The 22,734-nt window shown below is 64.7% G+C and carries 17 protein-coding genes; 11 read left to right on the top strand and 6 right to left on the bottom strand.

The window, feature by feature from the left end:
- Positions 1-7: 7 nt before the first annotated feature.
- The 5 genes from dusB to ntrX all read left to right on the top strand — a co-directional run bounded on the left by dusB (position 8) and on the right by ntrX (position 7,233).
- Positions 8-991, top strand: a complete 984-nt coding sequence (dusB, locus tag MB818_RS03150) for a tRNA dihydrouridine synthase DusB (protein ID WP_238903905.1) — start codon at positions 8-10, stop codon at positions 989-991.
- On the top strand, positions 988-2,067 hold the full coding sequence (locus tag MB818_RS03145) for a two-component system sensor histidine kinase NtrB (RefSeq protein WP_234145562.1): 1,080 nt from the start codon (positions 988-990) through the stop codon (positions 2,065-2,067). Before dusB ends, MB818_RS03145 begins: the two co-directional genes overlap by 4 nt.
- On the top strand, positions 2,067-3,440 hold the full coding sequence (locus MB818_RS03140) for a response regulator (protein ID WP_234136875.1): 1,374 nt from the start codon (positions 2,067-2,069) through the stop codon (positions 3,438-3,440). The genes MB818_RS03145 and MB818_RS03140 overlap by 1 nt, the downstream gene beginning before the upstream one ends.
- Before the next feature lie 86 nt (positions 3,441-3,526).
- The gene (locus tag MB818_RS03135; RefSeq protein ID WP_238903903.1) at positions 3,527-5,824 is read left to right on the top strand and encodes a sensor histidine kinase NtrY-like; all 2,298 of its coding nucleotides are present in this window, start codon (positions 3,527-3,529) and stop codon (positions 5,822-5,824) included.
- On the top strand, positions 5,821-7,233 hold the full coding sequence (ntrX, locus tag MB818_RS03130) for a nitrogen assimilation response regulator NtrX (RefSeq protein ID WP_234136873.1): 1,413 nt from the start codon (positions 5,821-5,823) through the stop codon (positions 7,231-7,233). Before MB818_RS03135 ends, ntrX begins: the two co-directional genes overlap by 4 nt.
- Positions 7,234-7,250: 17 nt before the next feature.
- Here ntrX and MB818_RS03125 read toward each other — a convergent pair whose 3' ends face one another.
- Entirely contained in the window at positions 7,251-7,730 is a 480-nt protein-coding gene (locus MB818_RS03125) for a hypothetical protein (RefSeq protein ID WP_234166471.1), read from the bottom strand.
- 98 nt (positions 7,731-7,828) lie between these two features.
- Between MB818_RS03125 and trkA the strand changes: the two genes are divergently transcribed.
- The 4 genes from trkA to hflX all read left to right on the top strand — a co-directional run bounded on the left by trkA (position 7,829) and on the right by hflX (position 12,388).
- Positions 7,829-9,205 carry a Trk system potassium transporter TrkA gene (gene trkA / locus MB818_RS03120; RefSeq protein WP_234162611.1) on the top strand — a complete coding sequence of 459 codons (1,377 nt, stop codon included), beginning with the start codon at positions 7,829-7,831 and terminating at the stop codon, positions 9,203-9,205.
- The gene (locus MB818_RS03115) at positions 9,205-10,740 is read left to right on the top strand and encodes a TrkH family potassium uptake protein (RefSeq protein WP_238903901.1); all 1,536 of its coding nucleotides are present in this window, start codon (positions 9,205-9,207) and stop codon (positions 10,738-10,740) included. Before trkA ends, MB818_RS03115 begins: the two co-directional genes overlap by 1 nt.
- 137 nt (positions 10,741-10,877) lie before the next feature.
- Positions 10,878-11,117, top strand: a complete 240-nt coding sequence (gene hfq, locus MB818_RS03110; protein WP_011047807.1) for an RNA chaperone Hfq — start codon at positions 10,878-10,880, stop codon at positions 11,115-11,117.
- The gene (gene hflX, locus MB818_RS03105) at positions 11,117-12,388 is read left to right on the top strand and encodes a GTPase HflX (protein WP_238903899.1); all 1,272 of its coding nucleotides are present in this window, start codon (positions 11,117-11,119) and stop codon (positions 12,386-12,388) included. The genes hfq and hflX overlap by 1 nt, the downstream gene beginning before the upstream one ends.
- Here the strand turns inward: hflX and MB818_RS03100 are convergent.
- From MB818_RS03100 to hemB, 4 genes are all read right to left on the bottom strand, one after another.
- Complete coding sequence (locus MB818_RS03100; RefSeq protein WP_238903897.1) at positions 12,373-13,563, bottom strand: cation:proton antiporter; 1,191 nt, start codon at positions 13,561-13,563, stop codon at positions 12,373-12,375. The two genes, hflX and MB818_RS03100, sit on opposite strands and share 16 nt — an antisense overlap.
- Entirely contained in the window at positions 13,560-16,028 is a 2,469-nt protein-coding gene (locus MB818_RS03095; protein ID WP_238903895.1) for a penicillin acylase family protein, read from the bottom strand. Before MB818_RS03095 ends, MB818_RS03100 begins: the two co-directional genes overlap by 4 nt.
- Positions 16,029-16,172: 144 nt before the next feature.
- A complete protein-coding gene (locus MB818_RS03090) occupies positions 16,173-16,745 on the bottom strand; it encodes a lipid-binding SYLF domain-containing protein (RefSeq protein ID WP_234136866.1) in 573 nt (190 codons plus the stop codon).
- 142 nt (positions 16,746-16,887) lie between these two features.
- A complete protein-coding gene (gene hemB, locus MB818_RS03085; RefSeq protein WP_238903893.1) occupies positions 16,888-17,886 on the bottom strand; it encodes a porphobilinogen synthase in 999 nt (332 codons plus the stop codon).
- 123 nt (positions 17,887-18,009) lie between these two features.
- Here hemB and MB818_RS03080 point away from each other — a divergent pair, with 123 nt between their 5' ends.
- Both MB818_RS03080 and mfd read left to right on the top strand, forming a co-directional pair.
- Complete coding sequence (locus MB818_RS03080; protein ID WP_234136864.1) at positions 18,010-18,534, top strand: component of SufBCD complex; 525 nt, start codon at positions 18,010-18,012, stop codon at positions 18,532-18,534.
- A gap of 30 nt (positions 18,535-18,564) precedes the next feature.
- Positions 18,565-22,017 carry a transcription-repair coupling factor gene (gene mfd, locus MB818_RS03075; protein ID WP_238903892.1) on the top strand — a complete coding sequence of 1,151 codons (3,453 nt, stop codon included), beginning with the start codon at positions 18,565-18,567 and terminating at the stop codon, positions 22,015-22,017.
- A gap of 63 nt (positions 22,018-22,080) precedes the next feature.
- Here the strand turns inward: mfd and MB818_RS03070 are convergent, their stop codons facing one another.
- Positions 22,081-22,734: an SH3 domain-containing protein gene (locus tag MB818_RS03070; RefSeq protein ID WP_238903890.1), complete on the bottom strand. Its 654-nt coding sequence runs from the start codon at positions 22,732-22,734 to the stop codon at positions 22,081-22,083.

The following is a 22,734-nucleotide window of genomic DNA, read 5'->3' as shown; positions in this document are numbered from 1 at the left end:
GGCACAGGTGACGCTGCATCTCGGAGACAAGACCCTGACCCCGCCGGTGATCCTGGCGCCGATGGCCGGAATCACCGACCGGCCCTTTCGTGACCTGGTGATGGAATTCGGCGCCGGCATGGTGGTGAGCGAGATGGTTGCCAGCCAGGAGATGGTTCAGGCCAAACCGGGCGTGCGCGAGCGGGCGGAACTGTCGGCGGATGTGGAAAACACCGCCGTGCAGCTGGCCGGGCGCGACACCCACTGGATCGCCGAGGCCGCCCGTCAGGTTGCCGACCGGGGCGCGCGGGTGATCGACATCAACATGGGGTGTCCGGCCAAGAAGGTGACCAACGGCTATTCCGGCTCGGCCCTGCTCAAGACCCCCGATCACGCATTGCGCCTGATCGAGGCGGTCGTGGGGGCCGTCGAGGTGCCGGTGACGCTCAAGACCCGGCTGGGCTGGGACGATACGCTGATGAACGCGCCTGATGTGGCGCGGCGCGCGGCGGATGCGGGGGTGCGCATGGTGACGATCCATGGCCGAACCCGCTGCCAGTTCTACAAGGGGCGCGCCGATTGGGCGGCGATTGCGGCAGTGCGCGCGACGGTCGATGTGCCGCTGATCGCCAATGGCGACATCACCTGCGCCGACACCGCCCGGCAGGCGCTGGAGCGGTCTGGCGCCGACGGGGTCATGGTGGGGCGCGGTGCGCAGGGGCGACCCTGGCTGCTGGCGCAGATTTCCCATGCGCTCTATGGCACGCCCGCGCCCGAGGTGCCGCAGGGTGCGGCGCTCGCCGACATGGTGGCGCGCCACTATCAGGCGATGCTGGATTTCTATGGGCGTGACCTGGGCCTGCGCGTGGCGCGCAAGCATCTGGGATGGTACATGGACGAGGCCGCCACCCCGGCGCCGCTGCGCAAACAGGTGCTGACGGCGCGCGATCCCGAAGCGGTTCTGCGCCTGCTGCCCGAGGCGCTGAGCGGCACGGCGGAGGCGGCGGCATGAGCGCTGAAAACGCCATCTGGGCCTCGCTGCCGGTGCCCGCCTTCCTGATCGACGCCGGCGACCGGATCGTCGACGTGAACTCTGCCGCCGAAGGGTTCCTGAACCTGTCGCGCAAGGCGGTGCTGGGCCAACCGGTCTGGGATCAGCTGGCCATTGACGCGCCGATCGAACCTGCGTTCGAGCGCGCCCGAGCCCAGGGTACACCGCTGTTCGTCAACGATATCGATGTCGGCTCGGGCAATCGGGCTCCGTTGCAATGCGCCATCCAGATCGCCCCCCTGATCGGCAGTCCCGGTGTGATGATGATGCTGCTCAGCCCGCGCGAACTGGCCGGGCGGATGACGCAGAGCCATTCGGTGAAATCGGCAGCGCAATCAGCCATCGGCATGGCCGAGATGCTGGCGCACGAGATCAAGAACCCGCTGGCGGGCATCACCGGCGCGGCGCAGCTTCTGAGCATGAACCTCGCGGCTGAAGACCTTGAACTTACGGATCTTATCGTGGCCGAAAGTCGCCGTATCGTAAAACTGCTGGAGCAGGTCGAACAATTCGGCAATCTCAGCGTGCCCGATTTCAAGCCGGTCAATATTCACGACGTGCTGGACCGGGCCCGCCGTTCAGCGCTGCTTGGCTTTGGCGCGCATATGAAGATCATCGAGGATTACGACCCCTCGCTGCCGCTGGCCTATGGCGACCCCGATCAGCTTTTGCAGGTGGTGTTGAACCTGCTGAAAAACGCCTCCGAGGCGGCGCCGGGTGGCGGCACCATCCGGCTGCATACCTATTTCGAACATTCCTTCCGTCTGCGCCGCAATGACGGCTCGGGCCATTCCCTGCCGCTCCAGGTCGAGGTGATCGACGACGGTCCGGGCCTGCCCGAAGAGATTCGCGCCGATATCTTCGATCCCTTTGTCTCTGGGCGCGAGAACGGCACCGGGCTGGGCCTGGCGCTGGTGAGCAAGATCATTTCCGACCATGACGGCTGGATCGCCGTCGATTCGGTCCCGGGCCGCACGGTGTTCCGCCTGTCGCTGCCTCGGGTGCCGAAGCAAAGCGGCGAAAAGGAGAGCAACTGATGGATGGCACGGTTCTGGTGGCCGACGACGACCGCACGATCCGCACGGTGCTGACCCAGGCGCTGACGCGGGCGGGGTGCAAGGTGCATGCGACCTCAAGCCTGACCACGCTGATGCGCTGGGTGGCCGAGGGCAAGGGCGATGTGGTGATCTCGGATGTGATCATGCCCGATGGCAACGGGCTGGAGATGCTCCCCAAGATCTCGCAGGACAGGCCCGGCCTGCCGGTGATCGTGATCTCGGCCCAGAACACGATCATGACCGCGATCCAGGCCGCCGAGGCCGAGGCCTATGACTATCTGCCCAAACCCTTTGACCTGCCCGACCTGATGAAACGCACCGCGCGTGCGCTGGAGCAGAAGCGGCGCAGCGCGCCCTCTGAGCCGCGCGACGAGGTCGCCGAGCGGCCCGACGAGTTGCCGCTGGTGGGGCGCACCCCGGCGATGCAGGCGCTCTATCGACTGGTGGCCAAGGTGATGAACACCGATCTGCCGGTTATGATCTCGGGCGAGAGCGGCACAGGCAAGTCGCTGATCGCGCGCACAATCCACGATTTCTCGGACCGCCGCACCTTGCCCTTTGTCTCGGTCACCGCCGCAGACCTGATGGAACTCGAAGGGCCGGCGCGGGTGCTAGCGCGGGTCAAGGGCGGTACGCTGCTGATCGACGAGATTGCCGATATCAGTGACGAGATTCAGGGCCGGATCGTACGGATGATGGATGCGCCCGGCGATTACGTGCCGCGGTTCATGGCCACCAGCCAGGGCGATCCGGCCCGCGCGATGGAGGCGGGCAAGCTGCGGCGCGACCTTTACTACCGGCTGTGCGGGGCGCCCATACATGTGCCCGCCCTGCGCGAGCGGGTGGACGATATTCCGCTGTTGACCGAGTATTTCATGGCCAAGGCCGAACGCGAAGGGGCGCCAAAGCGCTGGTTGGGCACTGGCGCGGCCGAACTGTTCCGCCTCTATTCCTGGCCGGGCAATGTGCGGCAGTTGGAGAACGCGGTGCGCCGCTTGTCGCTGATCAGCCGGGCCGAGGAAATCTCGCGCACCGAGGTCGAGCAGGTGCTGGGCAATCAGCCCGAACTGGAACCCGCGCTTGGCGGACGCGGCGATGCCGAAAAGCTTTCTGCCTCGGTCGCGCGGCATCTGCGGCGCTATTTTGACCTGCACGGCAGTGTTCTGCCGCCGCCGGGCCTGTACCAACGCATCCTGCGCGAAGTCGAGGCGCCGCTGATCGAAATCGCGCTCGAAGCATCGGGCGGCAATCAGGCCAAATGCGCCGATCTTCTGGGGATCAACCGGAATACGCTGCGCAAGAAGATCACCGACCTCGATATAGAGGTGACACGGCGCCGTAAGCTGATGTAATATCGCCACACAAAGCGTGGCATCCGGGCCTCAACCCGGCAGAGACCACGAGATATGGCGGTAAGCCGCTTTGGCGGCACATCAGGATGAGGCAGCAGGTGACAACCCGGTCACAGAACGGGCCGTTCATTTCGCTCAGCGAATGGCGCAAGACACGAAAAGCGCGCAATATCGGGACCTTGGGGCTGGTTGTTCTGGGCCCGGTTTTGACCGTTGCGACCTATCTGGTGACCGGACCCTTCGATCTGGGGGCTGGCTCCACCACGTTGCGACTCATCCTGCTTGCAGACCTTGTCTATATTCTGGTTCTGGCGGCGCTGGTGCTGTCGCAGGTGGGGCGGCTGGTGGCCGCCCGGCGCGAGAAATCGGCGGGATCCCGCCTGCACCTGCGCCTGATCGGGGTGTTTACCCTGTTGGCGCTTATCCCGACGATCACGGTGGCGATCTTTGCCGGGCTGACGCTCAATATCGGGCTCGAAGGCTGGTTCTCGGACCGGGTGCGCAACGTCGTGGGCAGCTCGCTCGCGGCGGCCGAGGCCTATGAGCTGGAACACCGCGAGGGGCTGACCCAGGATGCCCGCGCATTGGCCCGCTATCTGGATCAGGCGCGGACGCTGAATTTCTTCATTTCCGATGCCGAACTGCGGGGGGTATTGGCCCAGGGGCAGGGCCAGATTCAGCGCGGCCTACGCGAAGCTTACGTGGTGGACGGCGGCGGCGAGATCAGGGCGCGCGGCGACCGGTCCTATCAGTTCGATTACGAACAACCCGCGCCTGACCAGTTCCGTGCCGCCCAGACCAACGGTCATGTGATCATCCAGGATTGGGACAACAGCGAATTTCGGGCTCTGGTGATGCTTCAGGCCTATCCTGACCGGTATCTCTATGTCAGCCGAGAGGTTGATGGCGAGATCCTCAACCTGCTCGACGATACCAAGGAAACGGTGCATCTGTATCAGCAGCTCGAGAACGAGCGCGGGCGGGTATTGTTCGAATTCGGCCTGCTTTATTTGGGCTTTGCGGTGATCCTGATCCTGGCTGCGGTCTGGTTGGGCCTTTGGTTTGCCGAACGTCTGTCGCGCCCTGTCGGGCGGCTGACAACCGCGGCTCAGCGCGTCGGTGGCGGTGATCTGGGCGTGCAGGTGCCCGAGGAACAGGGCGATGACGAGATCGCCATGCTGGGGCGCTATTTCAACCAGATGACCCGCCAGTTGAAGGGGCAGCGCGACACGCTATTGGAAAACACCCATCAGATCGAACGCCGCCGACGGCTGTTCGATTCGGTGCTCAGCTCGGTCACCTCGGGTGTGGTGGGGTTGGATGCACAGGGGCGGGTGACATTCGTCAACCGCTCGGCCGAACGGCTGCTGGACTGGTCAGGCGACGAGCAGAGCCTCGATCTGGCGGTGGCCGTGCCGGAGTTCGTGCCCTTGTTCGAGAGCCTTGTCGGGACCGCGCAGGAAACCGTGCAGGCCGAGATCAAGGTGACCCGCAAGGGGCAGCTGGAAAACCTGCTGGTCCGCATGTCCACCCGGCGCGGCGAGGATGACGCGTTGGAGGGTTACGTGATTGCCTTTGACGATGTCACCGACCTGGTCAGCGCCCAGCGAATGGCGGCCTGGGGCGATGTGGCCCGGCGCATCGCACATGAGATCAAGAACCCGCTGACCCCCATCCAGCTGAGCGCCGAGCGCATCAAGCGCAAGTTCTCGCGCAAGCTGGACGAGGCCGATTGCGACAGCCTGGAATCGATGACCGATGTGATCGTGCGTCAGACCAACGACCTGCGCCGCATCGTCGACGAATTCTCGAAATTCGCCCGCATGCCCGAACCCGACCGGCATGAGGAGGATCTGACCCGCCTGGTGCGCGACGCGGTGCTGCTGCAACAAACGGGCCAGCCAGACGTGGCGGTCCAGGCGGATCTGCCCGACGCGCCTCTGATGGGCAATGTGGATGCTACCATGCTTAGTCAGGCGCTGATAAACCTGATCAAGAACGCGGGCGAAGCGATTGAAACATTGGTGAAAAAGGGTGCGCCTGAAGGGCTGAAACCGGAAATCCGGGTGACCCTGACCGGCGACGCCGAGGGCAGCCAGATCACCATTGCGGACAACGGGATCGGCCTGCCCGAGGACCGGGCGCGCCTCTTTGAACCCTATGTCACCACCCGCGACGAGGGCACCGGCCTGGGCTTGCCCATCGTCAAGAAGATCATCGAGGAACATGGCGGGACGCTGCATCTGGAGGATGCGCCCGTCTTCGACGGCCAGGACCATTTCGGCGCCATGGCTGTCATCCGACTGCCGGGCTACGACCCGGCCTCCAGATCCGCCATGCAGAGACAGGCGGCCAGAAACAAGGCGAAAGCAGGACCGACATGAGTGATATTTTGATCGTTGACGACGAGCGCGACATTCGGGAACTGGTCTCGGATATTCTTGAGGACGAAGGCTATACCACCCGTCTAGCGGGCACGTCCGACGAATGCATGGCCGAAATCAATGCCGAACCACCGGGGCTTCTTATCCTCGATATCTGGCTGAAGGACAGCCGGATGGACGGGATCGACATCCTCAAGACGGTGAAGCGTGACAACCCGGATGTGCCGGTGGTGATCATCTCTGGGCACGGCAATATCGAGATCGCGGTAGCCGCGATCAAGCAGGGCGCATACGATTTCATCGAGAAACCGTTCAACATCGACCAGTTGATGGTGGTGATCCGCCGCGCGATGGAAACCTCGCGCCTGCGTCGCGAGAATGCGCAACTGAAGCGCCGCGAAGTGACCAGCGCAGAGATGATCGGCCAGTCGACGGCATTCCGCGCCATGATCGGCCAGCTCGACAAGGTAACCAAGTCCAATGGCCGCGTGATGCTGCGCGGACCGGCAGGAGCGGGTAAGGAGATTGCCGCGCGTTATATCCATGCCCATTCCAACCGTGCCAACGCGCCTTTTGTGACCGTCAACTGTGCCGGGGTCGAGCCGGAGCGGATGGAAGAGATGCTGTTCGGTCGTGAAAGCCAGGAGCGTGGTGTCGAACCCGGTCTGCTGGAACAGGCCCATGGTGGTGTGGTGTTCTTTGACGAGGTGGCGGACATGCCGTCCGGAACCCAGTCGAAAATCCTGCGGGTGCTGGTGGATCAGCAATTCCAGCGGGTCGGCGGCACCGACAAGGTGCGGGTTGATCTGCGGGTAATCTCCTCCACCAACCGCGATCTCGAGGCCGAGATCCAGGCCGAACGCTTCCGCCAGGAGCTGTATCACCGTCTGAACGTGGTGCCGATCGCGGTGCCCTCGCTCGAGGATCGGCGCGAGGATATTCCGGTTCTGGCCGGCTATTTCATCGAACAGTGTCATCAGAGCCAGGGCCTGCCGCTGCGCGAGTTGAGTGACGAGGCGGTCGCGCTGATGCAGACCATGTCCTGGCCGGGCAATGTGCGCCAGCTCAAGAACCTGATCGAGCGGGTGCTGATCCTGGGCGAGGGTACCGGTTCAATCGAGGCGCGCGAACTGCCCAGCGACGAGGGCAAGGCCGCCGAAGAGGGCCGGGTGGTGCTGTCGGGCGCGCTGGCGACCCTGCCGTTGCGCGAGGCGCGCGAGGCGTTCGAACGCGAATACCTGCTGACCCAGATCAACCGGTTTGGCGGCAATATCAGCCGCACCGCCAGCTTTGTCGGGATGGAGCGCAGCGCGCTGCACCGCAAGCTGAAATCGCTGGGTGTGGTCACCTCCAGCAAGTCGGGTGCCCGCGTGGCGCATATGGACGAAGAGGTGGAGGCCGCCGAGTAAGGGGAGCTGTCGCGCCCCTAGCCCGCGGGCCGGGGCGTGACCACCTGATACGAGCCGTCCTGATAGGTCACCACGCAGGAATTCGGCCCCAGCGCCGGTAATTTGGCGCCGCGCACCGGCTGTACCTGGGCAGCCACCGCCTCGCTGCATCGGGGCAGTTCGACCGGAGCATAGCCCTTGGCGGCCATGCATTGCTGTTCGACACGGGCGCGCAGGCCGGAATTGGCGTCAACGGTGTAGACATTGCCCGGCACCCAGTTGCCCGGCGTGGTGTAACACTGACCGGCAGAGTTGCAGACCGTCCTTCCGGGATAGAAGATCGGCGGGCTTTGCCGGACCTGATTGGCCACCGGCGCATCGCGCAGCGCCTTGACCTCGCAATCAAGCGTATCCGACTGTTGCCGTGTAACGCTGACGCCCTCGCGGTAATAGATCGAGAGCGGGCCGCAACCCGTTAGAATCACTGTGGCGGCAAGGGGCAGGGTCCAGAGTTTCATGCATGGCAGAGTGGCACTGAATTCGGCGTCTGACAATTGAATTGACCCTGTCCCGGCCTTCTGTCATTCAAAAACCCTCAGGCAAAAGGGGCCAGGGAATGAAGGTCATCATCTGTGGGGCCGGGCAGGTCGGATGGCAGATCGCGCGGCATCTGTCGGGCGAACTGAACGACGTGACCGTGGTGGACAACAACCCCGATCTGGTGCGCCGCGCGACCGAAACGCTGGACGTGCAGGGCATTGCCGGTTTCGCCTCGTATCCCGATGTGCTGGAACGCGCGGGCGCGCGCGACGCGGACATGATCATCGCGGCCACCTATTCGGACGAGGTCAACATGGTCACCTGCCAGGTGGCCCATTCGGTGTTCGGCATCCAGCGCAAGATCGCCCGCCTGCGCTCGAAATCCTATCTCAACGCCATTTATTCCGACCTCTATCGGCGTGAGCATCTGCCCATCGACGTGGTGATCAGCCCCGAACGCGAGGTGGCCGCCGCCGCCATGCGGCGCCTGTCGGCGCCCTCGGCATTTGATACCGAAACCTTCATGGACGGTCAGGCTCAGTTGGTCGGCCTGTCGGTGGACGAGGAAAGCCCGGTCATCAATACGCCGCTGCGCCAGCTGACCGACCTGTTTTCAACCCTGCGCGCCATCGTTGTCGGGATCCGGCGCGAAGGCACGCTGTTTGCCCCCGAACCCGGAGACCAGATCTTCGCAGGCGACGAATGCTATGTCTTCTGTCATGTGGATGACGTGAACAGAACGATGGAAGTCTTTGGTAAGACATATAAAAAGCAGGATCGTGTTGTGATTGTAGGCGGCGGGAACGTGGGCCTCGAAGTGGCCCGCGCGCTGGAGGAGCACAAGACGCGCATTCATGCCAAGGTGATCGAGCGCGACCGCCGCAATGCCGAGCGCGCCGCCGAGGCGCTGGAGCGTACCATCGTGCTGCATGGCGACGGGCTGGATGCGGGCCTGTTGGCCGAGGCCGGGATCGCGCGCGCCGATGCGATGCTGGCGGTGACCGACGATGACCGCACCAACATGCTGGCCGCCGTGCGGGCCAAGGCCGAGGGCTGCCGGCTGGCGATTGCGCTGATCAACGACCCGACCCTGGTGGCGCTGATGCCGCCCCTGGGCATCGACGCCTATATCAACCCACGCGCCACCACCGTCAGCTCGATCCTGCGTCATATCCGGCACGGGCGGGTGCGGCAGGTCTATTCCATTGGTGATGCCGAGGCCGAGGTGATCGAGGCCGAGGTGCTGTCGACTTCGCCCATGGCCGGCCAACGGCTGCGTGACATCGACTTTCCCGAGGGCGTTCTGGTGGGTGCGGTGCGCAAACAGGGCAAGGTGGTGCGCCCGACCGGCGAATTGCGCATCGAAGAGGGCGATGTGATCGCCATCTTCGCCATGGCAGACGACGTCCCTGAGGTCGAGCGGCTGATGCAGGTCTCGATCGACTTCTTCTGATGACGCGCCGTAGAAAAACAGAAGAGTCGGGCCTGTTGCGGCAACTTCCGCTGGCATTGCTGATTTGGGGTCTGTTCTCGGTGATGATGTGGGTACCGGCGGCCTATGCGTTGACGTTGAACGATCACCCCACCTCGCGCTCGTTTTTCTATTCCGGCATTCTGGGGCTGGTGACCGTCACCACCATCGTGCTGGCACGGGCCGGGCGGCCGTCGCGCCATGGGGTGCTGGGGCAGTTGGCGGCATTGTTGTCCACCTTTGCGTTGTTGCCGTTGTTTCTGGCGGTGCCGTTTCACGACGCGCTGAAGACCACGAGCTTCCTGAACTCTTATTTCGAGATGGTCAGCGCGATCACCACAACCGGGGCCGAGATGTTCCCCGACCCCGGTCGCCTGAGCGCGCCGCTGCATCTGTGGCGGGCGCAGGTGGGTTGGCTTGGCGGGCTGGTGATGTGGATCGCAGCCTCTGCCATCTTGGCGCCGTTGTCGCTGGGCGGTTTCGAAGTGACGGCCCAGGGACAGCCGGGCCGGGTGCTGGTCGGGCAGGGGGAAAGCGTCGATCCCCGTGGACGGCTGATCCGCATCGCGGCGACGCTGGCGCCGGTCTATGCGGGCCTGACGCTGGTTGTTGCGCTCCTGCTGCTGGCGGCGGGCGATCCAGGTCTGGTGGCGATCTGTCATGCGATGTCGGTGATGGCGACTTCGGGCATCTCGCCGGTGGGCGGACTGTCGGGCAGCGCTTCGGGCCTGACGGGCGAAGCGATCCTGTTCCTGTTCATGTTCTTTGCGCTGTCGCGGCTCACCTTCTCATCGGACACCGCCATGCGCGGCCATGCCCGGCTGGATGAGGATCCCGAGTTTCGCATTGGCCTGCTGATCCTGCTAGGGGTTCCCGCGCTGCTCTTCCTGCGCCACTGGTCGGGCGCGTTCGAGATCGCCTCGGGCGAGAACGTGACACTGGCGCTCAGGGCCCTGTGGGGCAGCCTGTTCACGGTGATGTCCTTTCTGACCACGACAGGGTTCGAATCCACTGATTGGGCCGAGGCGCGGCAATGGTCGGGGCTGGGTACACCGGGGATGATCCTGCTGGGCCTTTCGGTGATCGGCGGCGGCGTTGCCACCACTGCCGGTGGGGTCAAGCTGTTGCGGGTTTACGCGCTTTACCTGAACGGTATGCGGGAAATGCAGCGGTTGGTTCACCCGTCGTCGGTCAGTTCCGCCACCGGGCGCAACCTTCGTATCCAACGTGACGGGGCGTTCATTGCCTGGGTGTTCTTCATGCTGTTTGCCATTTCACTGGCGGCGATTGCACTGGCGTTAGCGGCGGCGGGATCGGATTTCGAAACCGCCATGGTGCTTAGCATTGCCACGCTCAGCACCACCGGTCCGCTGATCGAGGTTGGCGCTGAGTTGCCGATCCGCCTGATCGAGATGCCAGCCGCCGCCAAGCTGATCCTGAGCGGCGCGATGATCATCGGACGGCTGGAAACGCTGGCCTTTATCGCCCTGATTACCCCCGCGCTCTGGCGGAACTGAGCGCCGGGCGCAGCCGGTGCTTTCGCAGATAACCTATATTTTCGGCTGGCATATCCCAAATTCGCGCGACATACTCCGCCTGAGGGAGCGCGCTGGTCCGCGGTGCGTTGCAAGAACAAAGGCGAGATTGAACAAAAATGGCTTCGGACAGACAAAATCTGCAGGACGCATTCCTGAATCACGTCAGAAAGACCAAGGTTCCGGTCACGATTTTCCTGATCAACGGTGTGAAATTGCAGGGTGTGATCACCTGGTTCGACAATTTCTGCGTGCTGCTGCGCCGCGACGGACAGTCGCAGCTGGTTTACAAGCATGCGATCTCGACGATCATGCCTGCCCAGCCGATCAGCCTGTATGAGGGCGAAGACGCCAATTGATGGAACATGATCGGGCGCGCACCCGGGCCTGGGTGCTGCACCCCGAACTCAAATCCGATCTTGATCGCCGTGACCCGGTTCCGGCGCTGGAAGAAGCCGTGGCTTTGGCCGCGGCCTTGCCGGATCTCGAGGTTGTCGGATCTGGCATCGTGCGATTGGCCAAGCCGCAGCCCGGACACCTGTTCGGATCGGGCAAGGTCGAGGAACTGGCCACGCTGTTGCATGACAACGAGGTCGAGCTGGTGCTGATCGACGGGCCCCTGTCGCCGGTGCAGCAGCGCAATCTGGAAAAGGCATGGAAGGTCAAGATACTCGACCGGACCGGCCTGATCCTGGAAATCTTCAGCGACCGCGCCCGCACCCGCGAAGGCGTTTTGCAGGTCGAGATGGCGGCACTCAGCTATCAGCGGACCCGGCTGGTGCGCGCCTGGACCCACCTGGAGCGTCAGCGCGGCGGTCTGGGCTTTGTCGGCGGTCCGGGGGAAACCCAGATCGAGGCCGACCGGCGCGCCATTGACGAACAGCTGGTGCGGCTCAAGCGGCAGCTCGACAAGGTGGTCAAGACCCGCGAGCTGCACCGCAAGGCGCGCGCCAAGGTGCCCTATCCGATCGTGGCGCTGGTGGGATACACCAACGCGGGCAAATCGACCCTGTTCAACCGGCTGACCGGGGCCGAGGTGATGGCCAAGGACATGCTGTTTGCCACGCTCGACCCGACCATGCGGCGGGTGGTTCTGCCCGACGGGCCCGAGGTTATCCTGAGTGACACCGTGGGGTTCATCTCGGATCTGCCGACCGAGCTGGTGGCCGCCTTCCGTGCCACGCTCGAAGAGGTTCTGGCCGCCGATCTCATTGTTCACGTGCGCGATATCAGTCATGCCGCGACCGAGGAACAGGCCCGCGATGTCGAGGCCATTCTGGCCTCGCTCGGGGTGGACGAGGGGCGGCCGAAATTCGAGGTCTGGAACAAGGTCGATCTGCTCGACCCCGACAAGCGTGCGGCGCTGCGCGAGCGGACCGCGCGCGATGCGTCGCTCTTTTCGGTGTCTGCGGTGACGGGCGAGGGGTTGGAGCCGCTGTTGTCGGCGATTGCCAGGGCCTTGGCCGAGACCCGCAGCGAGGAAGTGCTTACGCTCGGTTTTGCCGAGGGCAAGCGACGTGCCTGGTTGTTCGAGCAGGATGTGGTGCAGGCCGAGGAACAGACCGAGGACGGGTTCCGCCTGACCGTTCTTTGGACGCCCCGTCAGGCGGCGCGCTACGCTGCGCTCTGATCCCGGCTGTTGTCGACCCGGCGCAAGGCATAGGCGGCGGCCAGCGGTCCGGCCAGCTCGAACACCACCGTGGCGCCGATGGCGAGCGCGGTGATCATGTCCGCAAATTGCGGGAACAGATCGCCCGCGATCAGCGCCATGCCGATGGCAACCCCGGCCTGTGGCAACAGGGCCGGGCCATACCACGGGCGTTCGGCTTGCGCGGTTCCAGCCAGCTTCGCTCCGGCCCAGCCGCCCATTACCCGGCCCAGCACGCGCAGCGCCACATAGCCCATCAGCAGGGGACCGACCGCCCAGAGCGCGCCGAGATCCAGCGTGGCGCCTGCCAGGATGAAGAACACGATCATGAAGGGCCATTCAAAATGTTCGATCTCGCGAAAGGCCCGCTTGTGATGATGGGCGAGGTTGACGATCACCGCCCCCGCCGTCATCCCCGCGATCAGATAGGAGAGATCCAGCCAGAGCGACAGGCCCGCGGTCAGGAACACCAGCCCCAGCGCCTCGATCCTGAGCGGCTCGCCGCCTGACAGGCGCCCGGTCAGATAGGCGCCGGGCAGACCGACGGCCAGGCCCAGGGCAACCGATCCCGCGATCTCGACCAGCGCCCCACCCAACAGGCCGGGGCCGGACCCGTTCCCTTCGACCGCTCCGGCCAGTACCGCCACCAGTGCAAAGAGCAACACGCCCCAGGCGTCGTCGATGGCAACGATACCCTTGAGCCTGCGGGGGAAATCTCCGGTGGCTTGGCCCTGCCGGATCACGTCGAGCGTCGCCGCCGGATCGGTGGCGGTGGCCAACGCCCCCACGATCAGCGCCGCCGCCAGCGGCATGCCGATCAGCGCCAGCCCGGCCGAAACGGTCAGCTGCGTCACCACCACCACCATCAGCGAGATCACCACGATGGCGCGGCCATGGGCGCTGAGCGTGCGCAGCGACAGTTCTCCCCCCAAGAGGAACGCGACCATGCTGAGCGCGATGACCGACACGATGGGATAGACGGCGGCGAGGCTCTCGGGGATCAGGTCAAACCCCGCCGAACCGGCCATCAGCCCGCAGAACAACAGCAGCGTGACCCGCGGCAACCGGCTGCGCGCGCCCAGTTGATCGGCGGCCAGACCCGCCAGGAACAACAGCCCCAGCGCGATCAGATCGGCGGCATAGCCCTCCATCCTCATTCGGGCGCGGGCAGCAGCACGGTCACCCCCACTGCCGCCGCGCGTGCCAGATCGGCATCCAGCGACATCGGGATATATTCGCCGCGCCGCCACAACTGTGCCTGATCGTCATAATAGCGGGACAGGAAATGCCCCGATTGCCCGGTTGAGATGACAAAGACCGAGCTGTCGGGATCGGCGAAATCGTAGACCCCGCGATAGCCCGCGCCATGCACGTTGCGGAACGGGTCCGGGTCCTCGCCCGAAGTGCGTCCCCGTTGCAGCGTGTGGTCGCCGCCGCTGGTCGATTGCCGGATATTCACGAAATAGCGCAGCACCGGCACCTCGCCTAGGACCGGGTGATCATGGGTGGCCTGATGCGCGTCGCCCCAGCGCAGGCTTTCCAGCGCGGTGCCATACCGCTCGCCGATCCAGACCAGCGCATCGTCCAGCGCCAGCCGGGCGATCTCGGTGCAGCTTTCCCTGGGCGCGCTCTGGCGGATGTCGCACCAGACCGCTGCACCGTCGATGTCGCGGAACACCCGCTCGATGAACAGCGGCTCGACATGTTTGAATTCAGTGGCCAGCGGCCCCAGCTCGTCGGTGATCAGCCGCTTTTGCAGGGCGCGCAGCCAGGCGGCATAGATCAACGGCTCGGGCAGGTGTTCGTTCATCTCGCCGTTCCATTCGGCAAGAATGGTCAGGGCGATCTGGCGCTGGCGCTCGGGTGTGCCCTCGGGCGCGGCCTCGCCGGTGAACCACAGATCGGCGCCAATGAGCGGCAGCAGGGTGCGCGCCGCCGGGCTGACCGGGTCCTGTTGCGCCTCGATGAAACTGTCGCGGGTATGCACCTCGCGCGATTGCATGAGCCTCTGCCAGCGGGTCACCCGCTGGGTATCGCCCCACACAAACGAGACATGGTTGGGAAAGGGACGTTCCAGCAGCTTGTTGTTCGTATTGCCCAGAATGCCGCCCACTGGGCCGACGAATTCCGGGTTCGAGGCATAGGGCATCCGGCCCTGCCAGCGGTTCTCGGCCCGCCAGCCTTGTGCAGGCAGGCGGCCCTGGCTTTGATGGCGCGAGTCACGGCGCGGCACCGCGCCCACCATCTTGAGCGCCACGGTCTCGCGGTCGGCCAGCGTCAGGTTCTGCGAGGGACCGATATAGGTCTCGGTCGCGCGGATCGCCTCGTGCACCGTGCCGGCATTGACCAGCGCCAGCGCTGCCGACATTGAGGTATCGCGGGGGTTCAGCACGGTCCAGCCCAGGGACATCACATGGCCGGGCGGCGTGATGGTGTCCAGGTCGTAGACGCTGCCGGGAAGGACCGGCCCGTTTTCGGTCCAGCGCAGGGTCAGCGTGATCGGGGCGGCGCCCTTGATCTCGATGATCGAGGGACGGCTTTCAAAGGCCTTGTAGCCGTCCGGGGTCAGGTATTCCTCGGGGTTCTCGGGGTTCAGCTTTTCCACGAACAGGTCCTGATCGTCCATGTAGGACGAGGTCAGGCCCCAGCCCAACCGTTCGCTGCGTCCCAGCAGCACCGCGGGCATGCCGGGAATGGTGCCGCCGATGACGCCGCCATTGGCCAGCTCCAGCCGCGCAAGGTACCAGGTCGAGGGCGCGGCAAAGCCCAGATGCGGGTCGTTGGCCAGCAGGGTGCCACCGCTGGCTGAGCGCGAGGGCGCTGCGGCCCAGGCATTCGACGCCCCGGCCAGACCCCGGCGCGGCAAGGGCGACAGCGGATCGCGCGGCGTTTCGCGCCCGGCGGCATAGCGGGGCAGGTCCGGGAACAGTTCGGCATATTCCGGCAGCGCGGCAGTGCCGGTACCCGGTGCGTCGGGCAGGATATCAAGCAGCCGCGCGGGATCGCTCAACATCAGCGAGGTGCGCGCGCGCAGCACCTCTTCCTCCAGATGGCCCGAGAGTTGCAGACCCATCAGCTTGATGATGGCGAGGCTGTCGGCAGGTTGCCAGGGGGCGACCGGAGCGTTGAACAGGAACATCTCGGGCGCGCCACGGCCCAGCGCCTCGTCGTTGATCTCGGCCAGGCGGGCGTTGACGCCCGCCGCATAGGCCTTGAGCGCGGCTGTGGCATAGGCGTCCTGCGCGCCGACCGACTGCTGCGCCAGCCGGTAGAGGTCGAGCCGCCGCAAGAGGCGGTCGATGCCGACGGTGCGCGGGCCGAACACCTCGGACAGACGGCCCTGCACGGTGCGGCGCAGCATGGTCATCTGCCACAACCGGTCCTGCGCGTGGGCGTAGCCGAGACCAAAGAACACGTCCGGGTCGGAACTGCCAAAGATATGCGGCACATTATGGGTGTCGCGCACGATCTCGACCGGCGCGGTCAGCCCGGCAACCTCTTGGGTCTGGTTGTATTCAGGCAACGATTGACCAGCCAGATAATAGACCAGCACCACAGCCGCGACAGCAAGTGCGATCAGACCGGCGGCAAGGCGAAGTAGCCAGCGAAAGAGCAGACCCATGAGCGACCCGTGATTTCCCCGAACTCGGATTTCCCGAGCGACACTAGGGGATTGGCAGAGAAAACGAAAGGGCGGCTCGGTGGCCGCCCCTGCGATGGATCAGAGCCCGGTCGTGACCACGTCGCGCCGGTGTGAGTGCGCCGATCAGGGAATGATGCGGGTATATTTGGTGCCTTCCAAGGTCGCGCCCACGCGCAGGCCGGCCCGGCCGAACACTGCCGCCAGAATCGGCGAGCGCAGCGTATTGGTATCGGCGGCCAGAGAGTCGCCCTGGTCGCTGACCACATATTCCAGATCGGCCCCTGCCGCCCAGCCACTCGACCGCCGGAACTCGCTGAGCGCGGCCTGTGTCATGAAGAACAGGACATGGGCATATTGCTGTGCGCCCACCTGCAAGCCGGCGCTGCCCTTGACTGCCGAGTAGTAATCCACCGTCACACCGTCGATGCGCAGGGCGCCACGTCCATAGCCGCCGCCAAAGACGAAACCGGCCTCGGTCAGCAGCGGCATCACCAGCATGCCTGCCGACTTTTGCGAGATCTCGACCGTGTTGGGAAACTGGGCATACATCTCGGTCAGGGTGGCGTTGACGCGCGCGTCGATCTGCGAGGCATTGGAATTGCCGACGCCATTGCCGCAGGCGGCGGTCACGGACAAACCGGCCATGCCAAGGGCAAAGCCACGACGGGTCAGTCGGGGAGGGTGGATACTGCTCATATCTCTCGATCTCTGTATTGTTGCCTGACAAGCCGGATTTTCCCGGTCTTGGTCGCGACATTACGCCGAACCGACCCGGCTGTCACCAAACAACTGCCCTGTTTGCGCGGGATATCGCCCGTCGGGCCGGTTGCCCGCGCGGTCAGCCTTGCAGGATGCGGGCCACTTCGGGGGCGAAATAGGTCAGGATGCCGTCGCAACCGGCGCGCTTGAACGCCAACAGGCTTTCCAGCATCACCTTTTCGCCGTCGATCCAGCCGTTCTGCGCCGCCGCCCGGATCATCGCGTATTCGCCCGAGACCTGATAGGCATAGGTGGGCGCGCCAAAGCTCTGTTTCACCCGGTGGCAGATGTCCAGATAAGCCAGCCCCGGCTTGATCATCACCATATCCGCGCCCTCGGTCAGGTCGCGCTGGATCAGGCGCAGCGCCTCGTCCGTGTTACCCGGATCCATCTGATAGGTCTTCTTGTCGCCGGTCAGCGCGCCCGAGGCGCCGACCGCGTCGCGGAACGGCCCGTAAAAGGCGCTGGCATATTTGGCGGCATAGCTCAGGATCAGCACATTGCGATGCCCGGCCGACTCGAGCGCCTGCCGCATGGCGCCGATGCGCCCGTCCATCATGTCCGAGGGGCCGATGATATCGGCGCCCGCCTCGGCCTGGGCAAGCGTCATCCTGACCAGTGCCTCGACGGTTTCGTCATTGAGAATCTCACCCTCGACCACATAGCCGTCATGGCCATTGATGTTGTAGGGGTCGAGCGCCACATCGGTCATCACAGCAATGTCGGGGGCGGCGGCCTTGATCGCGCGGATGGCGCGGTTCGACAGGTTGTCGGGGCTCCAGGCCTCGGCGCAATCCTCGGTCTTCAGCGCGGCATCGGTATAGGGGAACAGGCAGATGGCCGGAATGCCCAGCGCCTGCGCCTCGGCCGCGGCCTCGGCGATCTTGTCGACCGAACGGCGCATCACCCCGGGCATCGAGGGCACCGGTTCCTCGATCCCTTCGCCCTCGCGCACGAAGACCGGCCAGATCAGATCGTCGACACCAAGGGTATTCTCGCGCACCAGCGCACGCAGCGCGGGCGATTTGCGGGCACGCCGGAAACGGGCGGCGGGAAAGGTGGCGACGGTCGGGGTCATGCATGGCTCTCCTTGCACATTTGTGCATTGGGTGGCATGGAATTGATCCGGTCACAAGGGTACCAATGGCCGCGCAGGCGGGATAGAAGGCCGCGATGACGGCCAGAGGGAAGGGCAGAGCGTTTGGATTGGTATTCCTCGATCTTCGAACTTATCGACATGCGCAGCTTTTCGAACCTGTGGTTCTGGATCGCGCTGGCGGTGGTCTGGTCCTCGGCCAGCCACTGGGTTCTGGGCGTGCCATATGACATGGTGACCCGCGCCCGTCGGGTCGGCGGGCAGGCGGCGCAGGATCTGGACGATATCGCACGGGTCAACGTGAATCGCATGCTCTATATCGTCGACACCGCCGGATTGTGGATCTTTGCCTTTTGCTGTTTCACGCTGTCGGCGCTGGCGATGCTTGGGTTCTTCTATGGAATGGAATTCGCGCAGGCAGTGTTCCTACTGGCCTTTCCCATGTCGCTGGTGGCGCTGTTGAACCTGTCGACGGCGCGACGGGTGCGGGGGCTGGCGCTGACGGGTGAGGATCTGGCGCGCGCCATCGGTCGCTGCCGGATCTATACCCAGGTCATCGGCATGGTATCGATCTTCTTCACCTCGCTCTGGGGGATGTATCAGAACCTGTCGATCGGGGTTCTGGGCTAGACAGACGGAAACGGACAGGGACACGTCACGATGAAGGCACCGAACCATGTGCTGGTGGGCGGCGCGCCCGAGGGCTTTGACGCCCGGCTTATCCTGAACGAGGTCGCCCGCGCGGGCGGCCCGGTGCTGCATGTGGCCCGCGACGACAAGCGGCTGGAGGCGATGCGGGCGGCGCTGGCCTTTTTCGCGCCCGATCTACCGGTTTTCGTGTTCCCAAGCTGGGATTGCCTGCCTTACGACCGGGTCTCGCCCAATGCCGATGTTTCGGCCGCGCGGATGGCGACGCTGGCGGCGCTGGTGCACCAGATGCCGGACCGTTTCGTGTTACTGACCACGCTCAACGCCGCGACCCAGCGGGTGCCCGCGCGCGACCTGCTGCGCGAGGCGGCGTTCAGCGCCCAGGTCGGGCGGCGGGTGGATGAACAGGCGCTGAGACAGTTCCTTGTCCGCATGGGGTTCAGCCAGAGCCCCACGGTTATGGAACCCGGCGATTACGCGATCCGGGGCGGTATCATCGACATCTATCCGCCCGGTGACAGCGGGCCGGTGCGGCTCGACTTCTTTGGCGACGTGCTGGATGGCGCCCGCCGCTTCGACCCCGCCACCCAGCGCACCACCGAGAAGCTGGACCTGATCGAACTGGCCCCGGTCAGCGAGGTCATTCTGGACGAGGCGGCGATCACCCGGTTCCGCCAGAACTATCGCATCGAGTTCGGCGCCGCCGGCAGCGACGATCCGCTCTACGAGGCGGTGAGCGCCGGGCGCAAGCATCAGGGCGTCGAACACTGGCTGCCCTTCTTTCATGAGCAGCTTGAAACCCTGTTCGACTATCTGCCCGGTGCCACGGTGACGCTGGACGATCAGGTGACGCCCACCCGTCTGGCGCGTTGGGAGAGTATCCAGGACCAGTACGAGACCCGCCGCCTGGCCATGTCGGACCGGTCCCGGATGGACAGTGTCTATAAACCCCTGCCGCCGGGGCTGCTGTATCTTGACGATGGCGATTGGTCGGCGCTCCTGGCGGATCGGCGGGTGATGCAGTTCAACCCGTTGCCGCAGGCCAGCGGCCCCGGTGTGATCGACGCGGGCGGCCGGATCGGGCGCAATTTCTCGCCCGAGCGCGCACTGGAAAACGTCAGCCTGTTCGGGGCCTTGGCCGATCACCTTAAGGCCCGTCTGGCGGATGGTCCGGTGCTGATCGCCTCCTACTCCGAAGGCGCGCGCGAGCGCCTCACCGGCCTGATCGAGGATGAGGGCCTGGCCGAGGCGATCCCGGTGGCAAACGGCACCCGCATCGGCAAGCGCGGCCTGCACCTGGCCGTCTGGGCGCTGGAACACGGGTTCGAGGCGCCCGGCCTGACCGTGATCTCGGAACAGGATGTGCTGGGCGACCGGTTGATCCGCCAGCCCAAGAAGCGCCGCAAGGCCGAGAATTTCTTGACCGAAACCCAATCGCTGACCCCCGGCGATCTGGTGGTGCATGTGGATCACGGCATCGGGCGCTATCGCGGGCTTGAGGTGATCACCGCCGCCGGTGCCGCGCATGAGTGCATCGCGCTCGACTATGCCGAGGAGGCGCGGCTGTACCTGCCGGTTGAAAATATCGAGCTCTTGTCGAAATACGGCCATGAAGAAGGGTTGCTCGACCGTCTTGGTGGCGGCGCCTGGCAGGCCAAGAAGGCCAAGCTGAAGGAACGCATTCGCGAGATGGCCGACCGGCTGATCCGGGTGGCCGCCGAACGCGCCTTGCGCAAGGCGCCGGTGATGGACCCGCCGCCGCATGCCTGGGAGGATTTCAGCGCCCGCTTTCCCTATCAGGAGACCGACGACCAGTTGCGTGCCATTGGTGACGTGATGGACGATCTGCATTCGGGCATGCCGATGGACCGTCTGATCTGCGGTGATGTCGGCTTTGGCAAGACCGAGGTGGCGATGCGCGCGGCCTTTGTCGCGGCCATGTCCGGGCTGCAAGTGGCGGTGATTGCACCCACCACGCTGCTCGCGCGCCAGCACGCGGCCAGCTTCCGCGACCGGTTCCGGGGCTTTCCGCTGGAGGTGCGGCAACTCAGTCGCTTTGTCTCGGCCAAGGAGGCGCAGCAGACCCGCGAGGGGTTGGCGCGCGGCACGGTGGATATCGTGATCGGCACCCATGCGCTGTTGGCCAAGGGCATCCGGTTCCAGAATCTCGGCCTGCTCATCATCGACGAGGAACAGCATTTCGGCGTCGGTCACAAGGAGCGGCTGAAACAGCTGCGCTCGGACGTGCATGTGCTGACGCTGACGGCAACGCCCATCCCGCGCACCCTGCAATTGAGCCTGACCGGCGTGCGGGATCTGTCGATCATCGGCACGCCGCCGATCGACCGGCTGGCGATCCGCACCTATGTCAGCGAATTCGACGCGGTCACCATCCGCGAGGCGCTGTTGCGCGAGCATTACAGGGGCGGGCAGAGCTTTTACGTGGTGCCGCGCATCACCGATCTGCCGGATATCGAGACCTTCCTGAAGGAACAGCTGCCCGAACTGAGCTATGTGGTGGCGCATGGCCAGATGGCGGCGGGTGAGCTCGACGACCGGATGAACGCGTTCTACGACGGCAAATACGATGTGCTGCTGGCGACGACCATCGTCGAAAGCGGGCTGGACATCCCCACTGCCAACACGATGGTGGTGCATCGGGCCGATATGTTCGGACTGGCGCAGCTTTACCAGATCCGGGGCCGCGTGGGACGATCCAAGGCGCGCGCCTATGCCTATCTGACCACCAAACCGAGGGTGCGCCTGACCCCTGCCGCAGAAAAGCGGCTGCGGGTGCTGGCCTCGCTGGATACGCTGGGGGCGGGGTTCTCGCTGGCGAGCCAGGATCTGGATATTCGCGGCGCGGGCAACCTGTTGGGCGAGGAACAGTCGGGCCAGATGCCCGATGTGGGCTATGAGCTTTACCAGTCGATGCTGGAAGAGGCGATCGCCAAGATCCGCAGCGGCCAGATGGAGGGGCTGAGCGAGGCCGACGACCAATGGGCGCCCCAGATCAACCTGGGCGTACCGGTGCTGATCCCCGAAGACTATGTGCCCGATCTGGACGTGCGGCTGGGCCTTTATCGGCGGCTCTCGTCGCTCACCACCAAGGTTGAACTGGAAGGGTTCGCGGCCGAACTGATCGACCGCTTCGGCAAGCTGCCCAAAGAGGTGAACACGCTGCTTCTGGTGGTGCGGATCAAGGCCATGTGCAAACGCGCTGGCATCGCAAAACTGGATGGCGGGCCAAAAGGCGCGACCATCCAGTTCCACAACGACAAGTTCGCCTCGCCAGCGGGGCTGGTCGAGTTCATTCAGGCGCAAAAGGGTCTGGCCAAGATCAAGGACAACAAGATCGTGGTGCGGCGGGACTGGCGATCGGATGCAGACAAGATCAAGGGTGCTTTTGCCGTGGCCCGGGATCTGGCCGAAAAGGTCGCGGCGGAGAAGAAGAGCAAGGCGTAGTGCGCAGATTTTCAGTTGAAAATCTGCTTACAAAATCTTCGTCGAAGATTTTGCCCCCCGCGATCAACGCCCGGTGGTGAATGTGCAAAGTTGCCAGATGCCCTCTGGTGACCGGACCAGAGCCGCGCGGGCTCCCGACATCGGTGTCAGGTAATCGCGATGCAGATAGCCGCGTGTGCTGTCTGACAGGATCACCGCGCGATACTCGGCCTCGGGGTCGAACCCGGCGGCAAGTACCACCTCGAAACTGACCCGCGTCAGGATATCCCCGCTCCGGTCCGGGGCTTGGCGCAGGTTCACGTTCTCGCCATTGACGAAAAACGCCTGTGTCGGATCGATCCTGGCGGGCAACTGGATGCGCCAGTGATAGGGCATCCAGAACTCGCCCTCGGCATCGAAATATCCCGGCGAGGCCAGTGTTTCGGCCAGCACCTGCCAGCGGTTGTCGACCGCGCTTTGGGGATTGGTGCCCGATGGGGTCAGCATCTGGCGCAATTCGTCAGGGCCGCCCGGGCCGTCGTCGCTGAGGCTGAGATCGGGGCAGGCGGCGGCGGCCAGCCCGTCCAGATCGCGTGCGGCGACTGCCGCGCGAAGCCTGTCACGCAGGGCAAGAACATCGGTATTTGCCAAGGCCTCGTCACGGGGGACAAAGCTCTGCCGCTGGGCCAGTGCGGGTTGGGCGAGAAACAGGACCAGCGGCAGGATCAGTGCTCTCAT

It is taken from the genome of Ruegeria alba, assembly GCF_022321465.1.
Lineage (GTDB): Bacteria > Pseudomonadota > Alphaproteobacteria > Rhodobacterales > Rhodobacteraceae > Ruegeria_B > Ruegeria_B alba.
Note: the sequence above shows the minus strand (reverse complement) of the source record. Positions and strands in the feature narration are given on the sequence as shown.

Bases quoted from the DNA above. Each gene is read 5' to 3' on its own strand.
- hemB (WP_238903893.1), bottom strand. From the start codon at position 17,886: ATGACCCCGACCGTCGCCACCTTTCCCGCCGCCCGTTTCCGGCGTGCC.
- MB818_RS03125 (WP_234166471.1), bottom strand. From the start codon at position 7,730: ATGAAACTCTGGACCCTGCCCCTTGCCGCCACAGTGATTCTAACGGGT.
- MB818_RS03070 (WP_238903890.1), bottom strand. From the start codon at position 22,734: ATGAGAGCACTGATCCTGCCGCTGGTCCTGTTTCTCGCCCAACCCGCA.
- MB818_RS03145 (WP_234145562.1), top strand. From the start codon at position 988: ATGAGCGCTGAAAACGCCATCTGGGCCTCGCTGCCGGTGCCCGCCTTC.
- mfd (WP_238903892.1), top strand. From the start codon at position 18,565: ATGAAGGCACCGAACCATGTGCTGGTGGGCGGCGCGCCCGAGGGCTTT.
- MB818_RS03140 (WP_234136875.1), top strand. From the start codon at position 2,067: ATGGATGGCACGGTTCTGGTGGCCGACGACGACCGCACGATCCGCACG.
- MB818_RS03100 (WP_238903897.1), bottom strand. From the start codon at position 13,563: ATGAGGATGGAGGGCTATGCCGCCGATCTGATCGCGCTGGGGCTGTTG.
- ntrX (WP_234136873.1), top strand. From the start codon at position 5,821: ATGAGTGATATTTTGATCGTTGACGACGAGCGCGACATTCGGGAACTG.
- MB818_RS03095 (WP_238903895.1), bottom strand. From the start codon at position 16,028: ATGGGTCTGCTCTTTCGCTGGCTACTTCGCCTTGCCGCCGGTCTGATC.
- MB818_RS03090 (WP_234136866.1), bottom strand. From the start codon at position 16,745: ATGAGCAGTATCCACCCTCCCCGACTGACCCGTCGTGGCTTTGCCCTT.
- trkA (WP_234162611.1), top strand. From the start codon at position 7,829: ATGAAGGTCATCATCTGTGGGGCCGGGCAGGTCGGATGGCAGATCGCG.
- hflX (WP_238903899.1), top strand. From the start codon at position 11,117: ATGGAACATGATCGGGCGCGCACCCGGGCCTGGGTGCTGCACCCCGAA.
- MB818_RS03115 (WP_238903901.1), top strand. From the start codon at position 9,205: ATGACGCGCCGTAGAAAAACAGAAGAGTCGGGCCTGTTGCGGCAACTT.
- hfq (WP_011047807.1), top strand. From the start codon at position 10,878: ATGGCTTCGGACAGACAAAATCTGCAGGACGCATTCCTGAATCACGTC.
- MB818_RS03135 (WP_238903903.1), top strand. From the start codon at position 3,527: ATGAGGCAGCAGGTGACAACCCGGTCACAGAACGGGCCGTTCATTTCG.